The organism is Streptomyces sp. NPDC008137 (assembly GCF_042957035.1).
Lineage (GTDB): Bacteria > Actinomycetota > Actinomycetes > Streptomycetales > Streptomycetaceae > Streptomyces.
In genome coordinates, this window is the sequence record NZ_JBIBHN010000038.1 from 48,247 (window position 1) to 63,620 (window position 15,374).

17 protein-coding genes and 1 pseudogene are annotated in these 15,374 nt (G+C 71.7%); 9 read left to right on the forward strand and 9 right to left on the reverse strand.

Annotated features, from left to right (window positions below; all coding sequences use genetic code 11):
• Positions 1 to 73: 73 nt before the first annotated feature.
• Entirely contained in the window at positions 74 to 820 is a 747-nt protein-coding gene (locus tag ACFZBT_RS36570) for a helix-turn-helix domain-containing protein (protein WP_391113405.1), read from the reverse strand.
• Between the two features lie 90 nt (positions 821 to 910).
• On the opposite strand from ACFZBT_RS36570, the gene ACFZBT_RS36575 reads away from it, so the two are divergent.
• Positions 911 to 2,101 carry an MFS transporter gene (locus ACFZBT_RS36575; RefSeq protein WP_391113449.1) on the forward strand — a complete coding sequence of 397 codons (1,191 nt, stop codon included), beginning with the start codon at positions 911 to 913 and terminating at the stop codon, positions 2,099 to 2,101.
• Positions 2,102 to 2,348: 247 nt separating this feature from the next.
• Here the strand turns inward: ACFZBT_RS36575 and ACFZBT_RS36580 are convergent, their stop codons facing one another.
• Entirely contained in the window at positions 2,349 to 2,864 is a 516-nt protein-coding gene (locus ACFZBT_RS36580) for a MarR family transcriptional regulator (protein WP_391113408.1), read from the reverse strand.
• A gap of 49 nt (positions 2,865 to 2,913) precedes the next feature.
• Positions 2,914 to 3,063 carry a 4Fe-4S domain-containing protein gene (locus ACFZBT_RS36585; protein WP_391113452.1) on the reverse strand — a complete coding sequence of 50 codons (150 nt, stop codon included), beginning with the start codon at positions 3,061 to 3,063 and terminating at the stop codon, positions 2,914 to 2,916.
• Positions 3,064 to 3,131: 68 nt separating this feature from the next.
• On the opposite strand from ACFZBT_RS36585, the gene ligD reads away from it, so the two are divergent.
• Positions 3,132 to 4,112, forward strand: a complete 981-nt coding sequence (ligD, locus tag ACFZBT_RS36590; RefSeq protein ID WP_391113455.1) for a non-homologous end-joining DNA ligase — start codon at positions 3,132 to 3,134, stop codon at positions 4,110 to 4,112.
• A gap of 143 nt (positions 4,113 to 4,255) precedes the next feature.
• Complete coding sequence (locus tag ACFZBT_RS36595; protein ID WP_391113411.1) at positions 4,256 to 5,029, forward strand: NPP1 family protein; 774 nt, start codon at positions 4,256 to 4,258, stop codon at positions 5,027 to 5,029.
• 264 nt (positions 5,030 to 5,293) lie between these two features.
• On the opposite strand, the gene ACFZBT_RS36600 is transcribed toward ACFZBT_RS36595, so the two are convergent.
• A complete protein-coding gene (locus ACFZBT_RS36600) occupies positions 5,294 to 5,989 on the reverse strand; it encodes an SDR family NAD(P)-dependent oxidoreductase (RefSeq protein WP_391113414.1) in 696 nt (231 codons plus the stop codon).
• Between the two features lie 102 nt (positions 5,990 to 6,091).
• Between ACFZBT_RS36600 and ACFZBT_RS36605 the strand changes: the two genes are divergently transcribed.
• On the forward strand, positions 6,092 to 6,970 hold the full coding sequence (locus tag ACFZBT_RS36605) for a helix-turn-helix domain-containing protein (RefSeq protein ID WP_391113417.1): 879 nt from the start codon (positions 6,092 to 6,094) through the stop codon (positions 6,968 to 6,970).
• 138 nt (positions 6,971 to 7,108) lie between these two features.
• On the forward strand, positions 7,109 to 8,044 hold the full coding sequence (hemC, locus tag ACFZBT_RS36610; protein ID WP_391113420.1) for a hydroxymethylbilane synthase: 936 nt from the start codon (positions 7,109 to 7,111) through the stop codon (positions 8,042 to 8,044).
• A gap of 28 nt (positions 8,045 to 8,072) precedes the next feature.
• Here hemC and ACFZBT_RS36615 read toward each other — a convergent pair whose 3' ends face one another.
• Positions 8,073 to 8,594: a hypothetical protein gene (locus ACFZBT_RS36615; RefSeq protein WP_391113422.1), complete on the reverse strand. Its 522-nt coding sequence runs from the start codon at positions 8,592 to 8,594 to the stop codon at positions 8,073 to 8,075.
• 191 nt (positions 8,595 to 8,785) lie between these two features.
• Positions 8,786 to 8,981, reverse strand: a pseudogene (locus ACFZBT_RS36620) (multidrug ABC transporter permease); the annotation flags it as partial.
• 195 nt (positions 8,982 to 9,176) lie between these two features.
• Here ACFZBT_RS36620 and ACFZBT_RS36625 point away from each other — a divergent pair.
• Positions 9,177 to 9,968 (forward strand): RNA polymerase sigma factor SigF, encoded by a 792-nt coding sequence (locus tag ACFZBT_RS36625; RefSeq protein ID WP_328336187.1) that lies wholly within the window; start codon positions 9,177 to 9,179, stop codon positions 9,966 to 9,968.
• A gap of 19 nt (positions 9,969 to 9,987) precedes the next feature.
• Here ACFZBT_RS36625 and ACFZBT_RS36630 read toward each other — a convergent pair whose 3' ends face one another.
• A complete protein-coding gene (locus ACFZBT_RS36630; protein WP_391113426.1) occupies positions 9,988 to 10,308 on the reverse strand; it encodes an ANTAR domain-containing protein in 321 nt (106 codons plus the stop codon).
• 254 nt (positions 10,309 to 10,562) lie between these two features.
• On the opposite strand from ACFZBT_RS36630, the gene ACFZBT_RS36635 reads away from it, so the two are divergent.
• Positions 10,563 to 11,366 (forward strand): VOC family protein, encoded by an 804-nt coding sequence (locus tag ACFZBT_RS36635; protein WP_391113428.1) that lies wholly within the window; start codon positions 10,563 to 10,565, stop codon positions 11,364 to 11,366.
• Positions 11,367 to 11,372: 6 nt separating this feature from the next.
• On the opposite strand, the gene glgX is transcribed toward ACFZBT_RS36635, so the two are convergent.
• Together glgX and ACFZBT_RS36645 are read right to left on the reverse strand one after the other, a co-directional pair.
• Positions 11,373 to 13,517, reverse strand: a complete 2,145-nt coding sequence (gene glgX, locus ACFZBT_RS36640) for a glycogen debranching protein GlgX (RefSeq protein ID WP_391113432.1) — start codon at positions 13,515 to 13,517, stop codon at positions 11,373 to 11,375.
• Positions 13,514 to 14,026 (reverse strand): pep a2, encoded by a 513-nt coding sequence (locus ACFZBT_RS36645; RefSeq protein ID WP_391113435.1) that lies wholly within the window; start codon positions 14,024 to 14,026, stop codon positions 13,514 to 13,516. The genes glgX and ACFZBT_RS36645 overlap by 4 nt, the downstream gene beginning before the upstream one ends.
• Positions 14,027 to 14,389: 363 nt before the next feature.
• On the opposite strand from ACFZBT_RS36645, the gene ACFZBT_RS36650 reads away from it, so the two are divergent.
• Together ACFZBT_RS36650 and ACFZBT_RS36655 are read left to right on the forward strand one after the other, a co-directional pair.
• A complete protein-coding gene (locus ACFZBT_RS36650; RefSeq protein WP_391113438.1) occupies positions 14,390 to 14,713 on the forward strand; it encodes a DUF5133 domain-containing protein in 324 nt (107 codons plus the stop codon).
• Positions 14,714 to 14,788: 75 nt separating this feature from the next.
• On the forward strand, positions 14,789 to 15,374 hold a 586-nt coding region (locus ACFZBT_RS36655; protein WP_391113442.1), incomplete at its 3' end, for a maltotransferase domain-containing protein.

A 15,374-nucleotide genomic window follows, 5' to 3' on the forward strand; every position in this document is an offset into this window, starting at 1 on the left:
TTCCTCCTCTGATGGCCTGCCGCGCGATATTACCGGGCGGTAAAGGGGTGGGCGGAACGGGGGGTTCACCAGGTCAGGCGCGGCGGTTGTGCGTGCCCGGGGTGTAGCCGAACGAGCGGCGGAAGACGTCGATGAACGCGCTGGCGGAGGACCAGCCGCAGCGGTGGGCGACGGTCGTGACGGGCAGGCCGTCGGCCAGCATCCGCAGGGCGTGGTAGAGCCGTGACTGTGTGCGCCACTGCGGGAAGGTCATGCCGAACTCGCGTCGGAAGAGCCGGCTGAGGGTGCGCTCCCCCACCCCGGTCACGGCGCCGAGGGCGGCGAGGGTGCGCGGGTCGGCGGGGTCGGCGTGCACGAGCGCGCAGACGGCGGCCAGCCGTGGATCGGCGGGCGTGGGCAGGCGCAGCGGCTGCTGCGGCGAGTGGCGCAACTGGTCGCGCAGGACGGCGCGCAGCCGGTGGCGCTCGGGGCTGTCGTCGCCGGGGTCGCGGGTGTAGGCGAGGATCAGCTCGCGCAGCAGCGGGCTGACGGCGAGGACGGCGGGGTGGTCCAGGCCGAGGGGGTTGTCGTCGGCGGGCAGCCCGACCAGGTGCAGGTCGAGGCGGCCGTGGGCGCGGTGGGCGTGCACGGTGCCGGCGGGGACCCAGAGCGCGCGGGTGCCGGGCGCGAACCAGGTGCCGGAGTCGGTGGTGACGGCGACGACGCCGGAGCCCGCGTAGACGATCTGGTGGTCGTCGTGCCGGTGCGCCTCGATGCGGTCCCCGGCGGTCAGCCGCTGGGCACGGGTCGGCGCCTCGGGGGTGTGGCGGATGTTCGGCACAGTCCGGCAGATTATCGGAAGCGGGCCATGGGCGCCTCCGAGGACGATCGCCGGGTGACCGCTTCGAGACGCGACCGACCCGTCCTGTTGATGTCCCTGGGGCACGCCTGCGTGGACGTGTACCAGGGCGCCGTGGCCGCTCTGGTGCCGCACTTCGTCGCCGAGCGCGCCTACTCCTATGCCGCCGCTTCGGGTGTCGTGCTGGCGGCCTCCCTGCTGTCGTCGCTGGTGCAGCCGCTGTTCGGGGTGCTCACCGACCGGTGGGCGATGCCGTGGCTGCTGCCGCTGAGCGCGCTGACGGCCGGGGGCGGCGTGGCCCTGAGCGGGGTGACCGGCTCCTACGCGCTGACTCTGGCGGTGGTCGCCGTGTCGGGTGTCGGCGTGGCCGCTTACCATCCGGAGGCCGCCCGGGTGGCGCGGGCCGTCGCGCGCGGTCGGCACACGGGGATGAGCTGGTTCTCCTTCGGCGGCAACGCCGGTTTCGCGCTGGCGCCCCTGCTGGTCTTCGCCGTGGTGGCCACGGGCGGGCTGCGCGCCTCTCCTCTCCTGGTCGTCCCGGCCCTGGCGGGAGCGGCCCTGTGCGCGGCGGCGGTACGTTCGGCCGGGTCCGGCGCCGAGGGCGGCGGCACGTCCGTCACCCAGGGCCGGGACGACTGGGCGTCCTTCGTGCGGATGTCCGGTGCGGTGGTGTGCCGCTCGGTCGTGTTCGTCGGCCTGAGCGCGTTCGTCTCGCTGTATGTGCGGGAGCGCACCGGCGGTGGGGAGGCGGCCGGTACGGCGGCGCTGTTCGTGCTCTACGCCGGCGGTGCGGTGGGCACGCTGGCCGGGGGCCGGCTGGCCGAGCGGTACGGGCGGATGGCGGTGGTGCGCCGGTCGTACGCCCTTACCGTCCTGGCGGTGGCCGGTCTGGTCCTGGTACCCGGGCCGCCGGTGTATCTGTTCGTGGCGCTGACGTCGGCGGGCCTGTATGTGCCGTTCTCGCTGCACATCACCCTGGGCCAGGACTTTCTGCCCCGGCGCGTGGGCACGGCGAGCGGTGTCACGTTGGGCCTGACCGTGAGCGTCGGCGGCCTCGCCGCTCCCGCGATCGGGGCGCTGGCCGACGCGACGTCCCTGCGGACGGCGCTGCTGCCGCTGATCGCGCTGCCCGCGCTGGGCCGGCTGCTGCTGTGCAGGCTGCGCGAGCCCGCGCCGCCGGGCCCCGCCGCCGGGCGGGCGGATCCGCGGGACCGGCCGCACGGTGACCGGGGATCAGGCCCTGCCCGCGTGGAGGGACGGTGACCCGGGGCAGGCCCGCCGCCTGATCGGTCGCCGTGCACCCCGGGGAGATCACAGGTCGAACACCGGGGCATGTGGTGGTGTGGCGACCGGGAATCAGGCCCTGCCCGCCCATCGGGGCGGACGGCGGGCCCGGGGGCAGACGGCGTCCGCCCGGCGGCCCTCCGTCCCGGGGATCACAGGCCGACCGCCCGAGCACCCGGCGACCCGTGATCACACGCCACCAGCCGGTGCACACGGCGCCGGGGAATCAGGCGCTGCCCACCGGGGCGGACCGGGACTCGGGCTCCTCGTCGACGGCGTAGGCCAGGAAGTCGTCGACCATGCGGTGAAAGAGGCCGGCGAGCTGCCGCAGCTCCTCGGGCGACCAGGCGGACAGGGCCAGCTGCATGCCGCGGACCCCGACCTCACGGATCTTGGTGATGGCATGCCGGCCGGCATCGGTGAGCTCGATGCGCTGGGCACGGCGGTCGTCGGGGTCGGGGACGCGGGTGACGTAGCCGGACTTCTGCAACTGCTGCACCGTGCGCGTGACGTGCGAGGCCTCCACACCCAGCCGTGCGGCGAGTTCCCCCGGGCGCAGCGGCTCGGAGTCGGCGACCTGTCGCAGCAGCGCGACGGCGGCCCGGTCGAGCGGCACGCCCGCCAGGGCCATCAGGCGTTCGTGCTGGCGGGCGCGCGTGCTCAGGTACGTGATACGGGTGAGCGCACGCTCGATCTCGATCACTTCCGGGGAGGGGACGTCGGGGAGCGGTGGAGTGGACATGGGAGCCACTTTACCATCTCGTTGCGTAACTCAAGTAAATCGAGCGGGCTCACTCCACCAGCCGGATCGCGGCGGCCGGGCAGATCGCCACGGCCTCGCGCACCTCCTCCAGGGAGTCCGCCGAGGGCCGCTCGTCCAGCACGAAGGCGACGCCGTCCTCCTCGCGCTGGTCGAAGACTCCTTCGCCAGGCCGGGGCAGCGACGCCGTTCAGGCGAAAGACACGGTGAACGCGCGTGACCGCACCCCGGTACGTCCACACCTCACCCGTGGACCTGCCTTTGATCCCGCCCATGCTCGCCACGTCCGGCACCCTGCCGCCCGCCGCGCAGGACGCGCGCTGGGCCTATGAGACCAAGCAGGACGGCCAGCGCGTGGTGATCTATCTCCAAGGGGACGGCAGTGTGCTGCTGCGGGCCCGGTCCGGGGAGGACATCACGGCCGCGTACCCCGAACTGCGGCCGCTGGGCACCGTTCTCGGTCCCACGCCCGCCGTACTGGACGGGGAGATCCTGGCCCTCGACGAACAGGGCCGTGCGAACTTCCAGTTGCTCCAGTCCCGCATGGGCCTGGCCCACGCGCCGGCCAGGGCGGCGCGGCGGGCGGCGGAGGTCCCGGTCCACCTCGTGCTGTTCGACCTGATGCACCTGGAGACCCACTCGCTGATCCGGCTCCCCTACGCGCGACGCCGCTCGGCGCTGGAGGATCTCGGGCTCGCCGGGCCCGCCTGGTCGACCCCGGCCGCGCTGGTCGGCCACGGCGCCGAGGCCCTGGCCGCCACCCGCGCGCACGGCTTGGAGGGCCTGGTCTGCAAGCGGCTGGACTCGCTGTACGAACCGGGGACCCGCTCCCGGGCCTGGATCAAGATCCGCAACATGCGCACCGAGGACGTCCTGGTCGGCGGCTGGCAGCCCGGCAAGGGCCGGCTCACCGGACTGCCGGGGGCGGTGCTGGTCGGGCAGCGCGCCGCGGGGCGGCTGCGCTACGTCGGGAGCGTGGGCACCGGCTGGAGCGAGGCCGAACGGACGGAACTCGCCGGGCTGCTGCGGGCCGCCGCGAGCGACGTCTGCCCCTTCGACCCGGCCCCGCGTGCTCCGGGCGCGCACTGGGTCGTCCCCCGGCTGGTCGGCGAGGTCCGCTACAGCACCCGCACCCGGGAGGGTCTGTTGCGGCAACCGTCCTGGCTGCGGCTCCGGCCGGATCTCGCGCCCGGGGAGGCGGCGGCCGACATCCCGGACGACTTGGTCTGAAGCGGCACCCGGCGCCGGTTGTTGGGCAGCGATTCACTCCTGAGATCCCTCACTCCTCTTGGCATGGACGCGTTCAACCTGGAAGCTGAACCTCCCTTTCCCCCACAGCCGTTGGGCTGCGCCCGGAACACGAGGAGGACGCAGTGTCGTCACGCCCGTTCGCACACCGCAGGAGATGGTTCACCGGAGTGGCCGGTGCCGCCGCCCTCGTCCTCGCCTTCCCCGCCACGGCCTTCGCCGCGCCGCCGAGGGCGCTGCCCGCCAACGCGGAGTCGCTGGAGCAGACGTACCAGCCCGCCTACGACTACGACACCGACGGCTGTTACTCCACGCCCGCGATCGGCCCGGACGGCACGGTCAACGGCGGGCTCAACCCGACCGGCGCCCTCAACGGCGACTGCCGCGACGCCTCGGACCTCGACAACACCAACGGCTACGCGCGTTCCAAGTGCAACAACGGCTGGTGCGCCATCCTGTACGCCCTCTACTTCGAGAAGGACCAGGCCGTCGCCGGGAGCGGCATCGGCGGCCACCGGCACGACTTCGAGCACGTCGCGGTGTTCGTGCAGGACAACCAGGTCAAGTACGTGTCGACGTCCGCCCATGGCTCGTTCGACGTGCACGCGGCGTCCGCGGTCCGATTCGACGGCACGCACGCGAAGATCGTCTATCACAAGGACGGCGTCAGCACGCACTGCTTCCGCCTCGCGAACTCGGGCGACGAGCCGCCGGAGAACCACAAGGGCACCTGGCAGTACCCGCCGCTGGTCGGCTGGAACGGTTACCCGGCCGGAGTGCGCGACAAGCTCACGTCCTACAACTTCGGCAGCGCCAACTTCGGCCTGAAGGACGCCAACTTCGCCAACCACCTCGCCTCGGCGAAGCCGTCCGGCATCGCGTTCGATCCCTACGCCTGATCCCGCCGGGTCCGCCCCGGGGCCCAGGTCCCCGGCCGGGTCCGGCTTCCCGCCCCGCGTCCGGTCCGTCGGCGCGGGGCGGCGCGTGGCGTCCCGTCATGGACACCCACGACACGACCGGGTCTGGCCCCGTGCGTACCGAGCTGCGACTTTGCGTCGCCTCATCCGCGCGCTCCTCACCCACCACGATGGCCGTTCGACCGCAGGAGTTCGCCTCTCTGGAACCCTCGTCCGTGCCGGGCACGCCCCGAATTCAGGGGTGAATCACCAGGCCATCTCACCGTGACGGTCACGGAAGGTTCCGGTCGGCCCGTCAGCCCCGATGGTGGCGAGTTCGACGATCGCGTCGGTTCCCTCGGTCACCGTCTGCGGGCCGCTGTGCCCGTTGAAATCGGTCGCGGTGTAGCCCGGGTCGGCCGCGTTCACTTTCACGTCCGGCCAGGACTTCGCGTACTGCGTGGTCAGCATGGTCACCGCTGCCTTGGACGCCGTGTAGAGCGGCGCGAGGTTCCTCGACTCGACGCGCCCGGGGTCGTGGGTGGCCGCGAACGACCCCATGCCGCTGGAGACATTGACGATGACCGGGCTGGCGGACTTGCGCAGCAGGGGCAGGAACGCGTGCGTCACCCGGACGGTCCCCACGACATTGACCTCGAACACCTCGGCGGCGTCAGCGGCTGTGATCTGGTCGGCCGGGCTGTGCGTGCCGAAAACGCCGGCGTTGTTGATCAGGACGTCGATGCTCCCCTCGCGAGCCTCGATATCGGCGGCGGCCGCGGCCACCGACGCGTCGTCCGTCACGTCTACCTGGACGAAACGGGCCCCGAGTGTCTCGGCGGCTGCCCGGCCGCGCTGTGGATCACGAGCGCCGATGAGGACGGTGTGGCCGGCCTCGATCAAGCGGCGGGCGGTCTCGTGCCCGAGGGACTTGTTGGCTCCGGTGATGAATGTGGTCGTCATGCGTCCACTCTCGGCCCGTGACGAGAGGACAACCAGTGCTCTTCGTGACGGTAGGACAGCCAGTACCAGGCACGACGACGGCCTGGCGGACACAATGGCCGAGTGGACGAGACCCTGGGCACGGCACTGCACCGCTGGCGCGACCGCCTTTCTCCCGCCGACGTCGGACTGACCTCGCGGCCCGGACGACGCGCGGTGGGGCTGCGACGCGAGGAACTGGCCGAACTGGCCGGGCTGTCGGTCGACTACGTGGTCCGCCTGGAACAGGGCCGCGCCACCAGCCCCTCGGCGCAGGTCGTCGCGAGCCTGACCAGGGCACTGCAACTGCAGCCCATGGAGCGCGATCACGCCTACCGGCTGGCCGGCCTCCTGCCTCCCCAGGAGGGCACGGTCTCCACGCATGTGCCGGCCGGGGTCCAACGGATGCTGGCCCGCCTCGGAGAATTCCCCGTGGGCGTGTTCAGCGCCGACTGGACCCTGCTGTCCTGGACCCCCGCATGGTCAGCGCTGATGGGCGATCCCAGCGCACGGACACACGACGAGCGCAACCTGGCACGGGCGGTCTTCGCCGCAGGGCCCAGCCGGCTCGCGTCCTGGCCCGTGCTCCAGGACGGCGACGCCCTGAGACCCGCCCTCGTGGCCGACCTGCGCACAGCCCTCATCGACTACCCCCGCGACCGCGGCCTGACCGATCTGGTCGAGGAACTGCGGTCCACCAGCGCGGAGTTCGCCCGCCTGTGGGACGAGGGCACGGTCGGCCCGCACGTCTCGGCCCGCAAGACTGTCGTACACCCCCAGGTGGGTGAGGTGATCTGCGACTGCGATGTTCTCACCGTCCCAGGCTGCGACATCCGACTCGTCGTCTACACGGTGGCCGCGGGCTCCACCGACGCGGAGAAGCTGGATTTCCTGCGGGTCACGAACCGCGTCCAGGCCGACGGCCCCGCGCTTCCGGGACCCGGCCTGTTCTCCACGCCGTAAAGGTCCGCCATGCGGGTTCTCACGAGCAGGTCGAGGCGTTCACTGAGCGAGCCGCTCGTCCCGAACTGACGCGCGATGCCGGGCGGTCGGAGGGAGGTACGGCACGAACGCGTCCGCGAGAGGGTCTATCGTGTCCGCATGTCCGTCCCCGAACTGATCCGCATCGTCTCCCGCGACTCGCCCATGGCGCTCGCCCAAGTGGAGCGCGTCCGGGCCGAGTTGGCCGCCGCCCACCCCGGAGTGCGCACCGAGGTCGTGCCGGTGAAGACCACCGGCGACAAGTGGATGGGCGATCTGTCCCAGGTCGAGGGCAAGGGCGCGTTCACCAAGGAGGTCGACGCGGCGCTGCTGGCCGGGGAGGCCGATCTCGCCGTGCACTGCGTGAAGGACGTGCCCGCCGACCGGCCGCTCCCCGCGGGCACCGTGTTCGCCGCGTTCCTCAAGCGGGACGACATCCGGGACGCCCTGATCCATCCCGGTGGGCTCACCCTGGACGAGCTGCCGGCCGGGACACGGATCGGCACCTCCTCGGTGCGCCGGGTCGCGCAGCTGGCCGCCACGCACCCCCACCTGGAGTGCGTGCCGTTCCGCGGCAACGCCAACCGTCGCCTGGCGAAGCTCGCCGCCGGAGAGGCCGACGCGCTGCTGCTCGCGGTGTCCGGACTGGAGCGCATCGGCCGCGAGGACGTGATCAGCGAGATCCTGTCCACCGAGGCGATGATGCCGCCCATCGGCGCGGGCGTGCTGGCGCTCCAGTGCCGCGAGGGCGACGCCGGCCTCATCGACGCGGTGAGCGGCCTCGGCGACCCGGACACCTACCGGGAGACGACCGCCGAGCGCATGTTCCTGCACGTGCTGCAGGGGCACTGCAACAGCCCGATCGCCGGGTTCGCGCGGGTGGACCGCAGTGGTGAACTGTCCCTGCGGGCCTGCGTGTTCACCCCGGACGGCAAGACGCGGCTGAACGCCCACGAGTGGGCGGGCCGGCTCGACCCGGCCACGCTCGGCACCTCGGTCGCCGTGGCCCTGCTGCGCCAGGGCGCCCGCGAGATCATCGACGGCATCCCGCACTGACCGGCGGGGTGCCGGTCCTGACGCCGGATCAGGCGGTGCCTTCCTCCGCCTGATCCCGCAGGAAGACGCTCACCTGGTGCGCCAGACTGTCCCGCACCGCGCCCTGCTGGTGCCCCGCGGGCCCCTCGTGGACACCGATGCCGCCCGACCACAGCCGGCGCTCGGTCCACTCCTCCTCGACGCGCAGCTGGACCTGGACGTCCACGAGGCTGAGGGACGCCTCGGTGCCGGCCGCGTACAGCACGGCGGTGGCCCGGCGCAGCGGATAGACGTCGAAGCCCTCGATGAACTGCGAGTTGCGCCAGTCGAGGAAGGCACTCTCGCCGTCCGGGCCGATGCGCACGTCGATCTGGCCGTCCTCGAGGTGGACGCCGAGGTGCCGGCGGCCGCGGTTCTCGACCGTCACACGGAGGCAGAAGTACGTCAGGCCGTCGGCGGCGTCGTCACGGCCGCGGGGCGGCTCGGCCGGTTCCAGACGGTGGACGCGGACCCGCAGACCGGCATGCTCGTCGTACTCCTGCCAGTCCCCGACCACGTTCGGCTCGTACACGGTGCCCCTCTCGACCTCTGGAAGCTGCTTCCTATCTGTGGTCTCAGCGCACTGTCAAATGAGCAGAATGCGCTGTGGCCAGGCAGTTCACCCCATTTGATCGGCGATCAAGCCGTGCCCAGCGGTTATCCGGAAACAGGTGGAGAAAGCGGTTGCCGAGGCGTGCCGCACATCACTTTCCCGAGTGAAGATCAACGGGCCGGCCGACCCGGCAGGGCCGACGCCGCGGTGACGCCGAGCGCGGCAGCCACGAGCAGCACCGTGAAATCGACCGCCAGGTGGCGGGGCGCGCCGAGGAGGAGTCCGCGCGGGGCGTCGACCTCGTAGCTGAGGGGGGGCCTTGCTGACGGCCTGATGCCGGCCCGGCATCACGGACGCCGGGCAGAGAAGCCAAGGAAGGCCGAGTGGGCGTATTGTCTGAATTGTTTCGTAATCTTCCCGCCCGGGAATGGGCTGTGAAGTGCTTCGGACAGGAGGCACGTCCGTGGGAGCCGCCCGGGCCCCCGGTGCCTGCCGTGAGGTCCGAGTCCGCGCTTCCCGCGGTGTCTGTCCATTCGGCACCCGCTCAGGGAGGTGCGCATCATGCGTATCGCCGGCAGCACCAGAACGCACCCCCACGACGACGCCCCCGACACCGCCGCGGCGTTCGAACGTCTCGCGCGGCTGTCCGAGGGGCCCGAGCGCAAGGCCCTGCGCGACGAGCTGGTCGAGGCCTGGCTGCCCATGGCCGAGCGGATCGCCGTCCGTTTCCGCGGCCGGGGCGAGGCCCTGGAGGACCTCTACCAGGTGGCCGCCCTGGGTCTCGTCAAGGCCGTCGACCACTACGACCCGGCGCGCGGCAACGCCTTCGAGGCCTACGCCGTACCCACGGTCACCGGCGAGATCAAGCGCCACTTCCGTGACCACATGTGGACGCTGCACGTGCCCCGCCGGGTGCAGGACCTGCGCAACCGGGTGCGGCACGCCGCCAAGGAGCTGTCGCAGACCACTCCAGGCCGCTCCCCCACGGTCGCCGAGATCGCCGAGTACGCCCACCTCACCGAGGGCGAGGTGCGCACCGGCATGGAGGCCCTGGAGTGCTTCTCCGCGCTGTCACTCGAGGCGGAGATGCCGGGGACGGACGGCTACGCCCTCGGGGACGCGATCGGCGGGCCGGACCCGGCCTTCGACACCGTCGTCAACCGGGTGGCCGTCAGGCCCTGTCTGGAAGCGCTGCCGGAGCGCGAGCGGATCATCCTCTATCTGCGGTTCTTCAAGGGCATGACGCAGAGCCGCATCGCCGAGCAACTCGGCATCTCGCAGATGCACGTCTCCCGGCTGCTGAGCAGCTGCTTCGCCCATCTGCGTGAGGAGCTGCTGACCGAGACCGGATGAGCGAATCGGACCCCGGGGGTCACGCCTCCGGCGGCGTTCCCGGGATCTGCGTCGGTCCGGCGCGGTCGAGGGCGTCCTCCAGCGCGGCCCGGATCTCCCGGGGCATCACCCTGGTGCGCCCCCAGACGAGGATCAGTTCCGCGACATCGCGCAGCTTGATGTTGGTGTGCTGGGAGACGTCCTTCAGCACGGCCCACCCCTGGTCGGGCGAGACCCGGCCGAGCGCCACGACCATCCCGATCGCCTGGTCCACGACGGCGTGGGAGACGACCGCCTCCTTCAACTGCTGGATCTCCTCCTGCAGCTCGAAGATCCGCTCCGAGCCCCCGTCCGTGGGCATGGTCACCTCCGGGTCCGGTGCGCCGCTGTCCGTGTGGCCTCACAGGGTGTGCTTGAGTGCTTTGACGCAGTGTCCGACCCATCCATCGTCGTCACTCGGCCCGCCCGGTGCCACCGGGGCGGACCAGGCCGGTGCACGACACCGTTTGCGCGTCGCCGCCGGGGTACTCGGCAGGCGCCCACAGCGGTTCCGGTTGGACACTGGGTGCAAATCCTCCGGTGGCTGCCAGGCCGACGAGATCAGGACCCGACACCATGAACCACGAGATGCCCGCCCGCTCCGGCACGAAGGACGTCGTCTCATCACACTCCGTGGTCGGCGCGCCCTGCTGGGTGAGCCTGACCAGCCGGGACGTCAAGGCGACGGAGGAGTTCTACAGTGCCGTGCTGGGCTGGCAGTGGCGGCCGGCCAAGCTGGGCGACCGGCACCGGATCGCACTGGCGGACGGCTCGCCGGTGGCCGGGATCGCGGGGGTCGCGACCATGTGGCAGATGGCGGTGGCGTGGACGCCCTACTTCGCCGTACGCAGCGCCGACGAGGCGGTGGCCCGGGTGCAGGAACGCATGGGCACCACCGCGGTCGGGCCGATCTCCCTGCCGCCCGGGCGGGCGGCGCTGCTGGCGGACCGGGACGGGGCGACCTTCGGGATCTGGGAGGGCGACCTGTTCACCGACTGGGAGACCTGGCGCAACGCGCAGCCGGTCTTCATCACGCTGCACACGCGTGACGCCTTCGACGCGGCCATCTTCTACGGCGAGGTCCTCGACTGGGCGACACAGCGCCCCGGCTGCTGCGAGGTCCACTACGAGGGCGGGGAGGTCGTGCTGCGCAGCCGCGGTGACGTGGTGGCACGGATCGAGTCGGGGGCGCTGGAGTCGGCCCCCGACCCCACGATCCGTCCGCACTGGCAGGTCCACTTCACCGTCGACGACGTGGAGGCCTGCGCCCGGACGGCGGAACTGCACGGTGGCAGCGTGTTGTCCAAGGGCGGCGACGAGGCCGTGCTGCGCGACCACGACGGCGCCCAGTTCACGGTGACCTCGCGCCGCGGGCGCTGAGCCGCCTCAGCCCGTCTTCCGGGACGGCCGCGACAGCAGGACCAGACTGCGCGCTCCCACGGTGAGGCCAGTGCCCGCCTTGTGCTCCACCTCGTCGGGGGTGCCCCCCGGGTCCGCCGTGTCGATCAGCGCCGTCCAGTGCTCGCCGTAGGCGGCGTCCGGCAGGCGGAAGTCCACCGGTTCCCAGTGGCTGTTGGTCAGCAGCAGGAAGGAGTCGTCGACGACGGGCCGGCCGCGGGGGTCGGGTTCGGCGATGGCGTCGCCGTTGAGAAAGACGCCGACCGAGTGGGCGTCGCCGCGCTGCCAGTCGTCGTCGGTCATCTCCCGGGCGTCGGGCGCGAGCCACACCAGGTCGGGCAGGGGCTGGTCCGCGCGGGTCAGGGTCTCGCCCAGGAAGAAGCGGCGCCGGCGCAGCACGGGGTGCCCGGTGCGCAGTCGGATGACGTACCTGGTGAACTCCAGCAGATCGCGCTGCTCCTCGGTGAGCCGCCAGTCGATCCAGGAGATCTCGTTGTCCTGGCAGTAGGCGTTGTTGTTGCCGCGCTGGGTGCGTCCGAGTTCGTCGCCGTGGGAGAGCATCGGGATGCCCTGGGACAGCAGCAGCGTGGCGAGGAGGTTGCGCTGCATGCGGCTGCGCAGCTCCCGTACGGCCGGGTCGCGGGTGGCGCCCTCGGCGCCGCAGTTCCAGGACCGGTTGGCGCTCTCGCCGTCCTGGTTGTCCTCGCCGTTGGCCTCGTTGTGCTTGTCGTTGTAGGAGACGAGGTCGCGCAGGGTGAAACCGTCGTGCGCGGTGACGAAGTTGACGCTGGCGCGGGGCCGGCGCCTGCTGTGGGCGTAGAGGTCGGAGGAGCCGGTCAGCCGGGAGGCGAACTCGCCGAGCGTGTGGTCCTCGCCGCGCCAGTAGTCACGGACGGCGTCGCGGTACATGCCGTTCCACTCCGACCACAGCGGCGGGAAGTTGCCCACCTGGTAGCCGCCCTCGCCGACGTCCCACGGCTCGGCGATGAGCTTGACGCGGCTGATCACCGGGTCCTGCTGGATGAGGTCGAAGAACGCCGACAGCCTGTCCACCTCGTGGAACTGGCGGGCCAGCGTGGCCGCGAGGTCGAAGCGGAAGCCGTCGACGTGCATCTCGGTGACCCAGTACCGCAGCGAGTCCATGATCAGCTGGAGCACGTAGGGGTGGCGCATCAGCAGGCTGTTGCCGGTGCCCGTGGTGTCGTAGTAGTGCTCCCAGTCGCCGTCGACCAGGCGGTAGTACGAGCAGTTGTCGATGCCGCGGAAGGAGAGGGTGGGGCCCTTCTCGTTGCCCTCGGCGGTGTGGTTGTAGACCACGTCGAGGATCACTTCGAGCCCGGCCGCGTGCAGGGTCTTCACCATCGACTTGAACTCGGCGACCTGCTGGCCTCGGGTGCCGTACGCGGCGTAGGCGTTGTGCGGGGCGAAGAAGCCGATGGTGTTGTAGCCCCAGTAGTTGGCGAGGTCGCGGCCCTGGAGCACGCCGTCCTGGACGAACTGGTGGACCGGCATCAGCTCCACGGCCGTGACGCCCAGCGAGGTGAGGTGCTCGACGGCCGCGGGGTGGGCCAGCCCGGCGTAGGTGCCGCGGAGTCCGTCGGGCACTCCGGGATGGGTGCGGGTGAAGCCCTTGACATGGGTCTCGTAGATCACCGTGTCGGCGTAGGCGCGGCTGGGCGGGTGGTCGTCGCCCCAGTCGAAGGCCGGGTCGGTCACCACGCCGAGCATGGTGTGCCCGGCGCTGTCGGCCGGGTCGGGGCCGTCCGGGTTTCGCTCGTGGAGCGAGGGGTGGTTGTCGATCTGCCCGTCCACCGCGCGGGCGTAGGGGTCGAGGAGCAGCTTCGCCGGGTTGCAGCGGTGGCCGGCCGCCGGGGCCCACGGGCCGTGCACGCGGTAGCCGTAGCGCGTGCCCGGGCCGACGCCGGGGACGTACCCGTGCCACACGAAGCCGTCGACCTCGGCCAGCGGCACCCGGGTGGGGGAGCCGTCGTCGTCGACGAGGACCAGCTCGACGCGTTCGGCGACCTCGCTGAAGAGGGCGAAGTTGGTGCCCTCCCCGTCGTAGGACGCGCCCAGCGGATAGGGGCGCCCGCTCCAGGCGGACGCCCCTGACCGGTTCTGCCGACGGGTCACCGGGCCCCCTCCAGGACCTCGTCCGGTGTGCCGGCGGGGCCGGCCAGCTGCGCGACGCGCACCTCGCGTGGCACGTCGAGGCCCTCGCTCGCGCGGGGGGCGGGAGCGGTCGGCACCAGCGGGACGCGTTCGCCGGCGCGGGCGCGCTGCGAGAACCAGATGACCTTGCTGCCGGTCTCGGTGGCACAGCAGCCCCAGCCGTCGCTCATCGCCGCGAGGTGCTCCAGGCAGCCTCGCAGTTCCTGGTCGGGGCGCAGAGCGCGGTCGTTGTCCCCGATGGCGGTGATCAGGTGCTGCCCGTTCCACCACATCTCGATCGAGGTGTTCTTGTCCGTGGCGTGTTCGTCGATGGCCTCGAGCAGCATCTCGGCACCGCCGCAGACGGGCTGGATCAGGTTGTCCAGGTCCCAGAACTTCAGGTGAGCGGCCAGAATGCGGCTGACCTGTCCCACCCGTTCCGGGCTGACTTCCACGTCGAGGTGGTAGTAGCAGGGCACTGCGGTCTTCATCGGTCGGCTCCTCACCGCGAGGCTCAGCTCCTCCTCGCTCCCGCAGTCCTGCGGGACGAGCCCTAAGCACGGAGCGTGAGCGTGTATCGCTTCTGAGTCACCCTCAGAGTGAGGGGGCTAGCCCGTTCGTGCAACACGAGCACACGGCTGAGGCGATCGGGCCCACAACCGAACGCACCCCGACGGCCTGAACTCTCACCCGGACGCGCCACTGGTTGAAGCTCTAACAGGACGACGAGTGGTCATACATGCACCATGTGTGACAGAACTCGATCGCCGGGACGGTTCCGTGGCGCTGTGCGCGTGGCCGCCGTCCGGCCGTCGGGGGACTGTGCCCCTCGAGCCCGAAAGGTGATCGGCGCCATGCTGCTACCCGCCAAAGCCGAAGTCGCCCGGCAGTTGCGGCGTTACCGGGCCTGGGAACGCGTGATGCTCGCGGCACCCAACGACCGCACGGTGCGGACCACGTTCGAGGACTCCGGCTACACGCTCTGCGTGCTGATGGGCAAGCGCTGCGCGCGGGAGGCGGCGGACGCGGCCGAGCGGTACCTGCGCACGAACCAGATCACCTATCTGCAGGAACAGCAGGTCACCTGTCTGACGGACCAGAACGAACGACCCCGTCCGGCCACCGCGGTGCGACGAAGACCGCCGACGGCGGAGCGGCGGTACCCGGCGGGAAGGTGACGGCCTTCCCGCACATCTTGTCCCCATGAACCGGGCCCTGGGGGCCCGGTTCCGAGCACGGTGGAGGTGAGGACCATGAGTAGGACCCGGGCCATCGGCCGTATCCCGGTACGGGATGTCCGCCCGGCCGTGGAGAGCGGCAACCGGCCGGCGAAGGCGGCCGTGGGAGAGACGTTCGAGGTCACCGCCACCGTGTTCCGGGAGGGGCACGACGCGGTGGCCGCCAATGTGGTGCTCAAGGATCCCGAGGGCCGCGCAGGGCCGTGGACGCCGATGCGGGAGCTGGCCCCGGGCAGCGACCGCTGGGGCGCCGAGGTCACCGCCGACGCTGTCGGCCGCTGGTCGTACCGGGTGCAGGCCTGGAGCGATCCGGTGGCCACCTGGCGCCGGGCGGCGGGCATCAAGGTGCCGGCCGGCATCGACCCGGGCCTGGTCCTGGAGGAGGGCGCCGACCTCTACGAGCGCGCGGCGGCGGGCGTTCCGAAGAACGACGGCCGTGGCGTGCTGCTGGGCACGGCCAAGACGCTGCGCGACGACTCTCTCCCTCCTCTGACCCGGCTCGCGGCGGCGTTGGCGCCGGAGGTGGAGGAGGTGCTGGCCCGGCATCCGCTGCGGGACCTGGTGACGACCTCCGAGCCCCTGCCGCTGCTGGTGGAGCGGG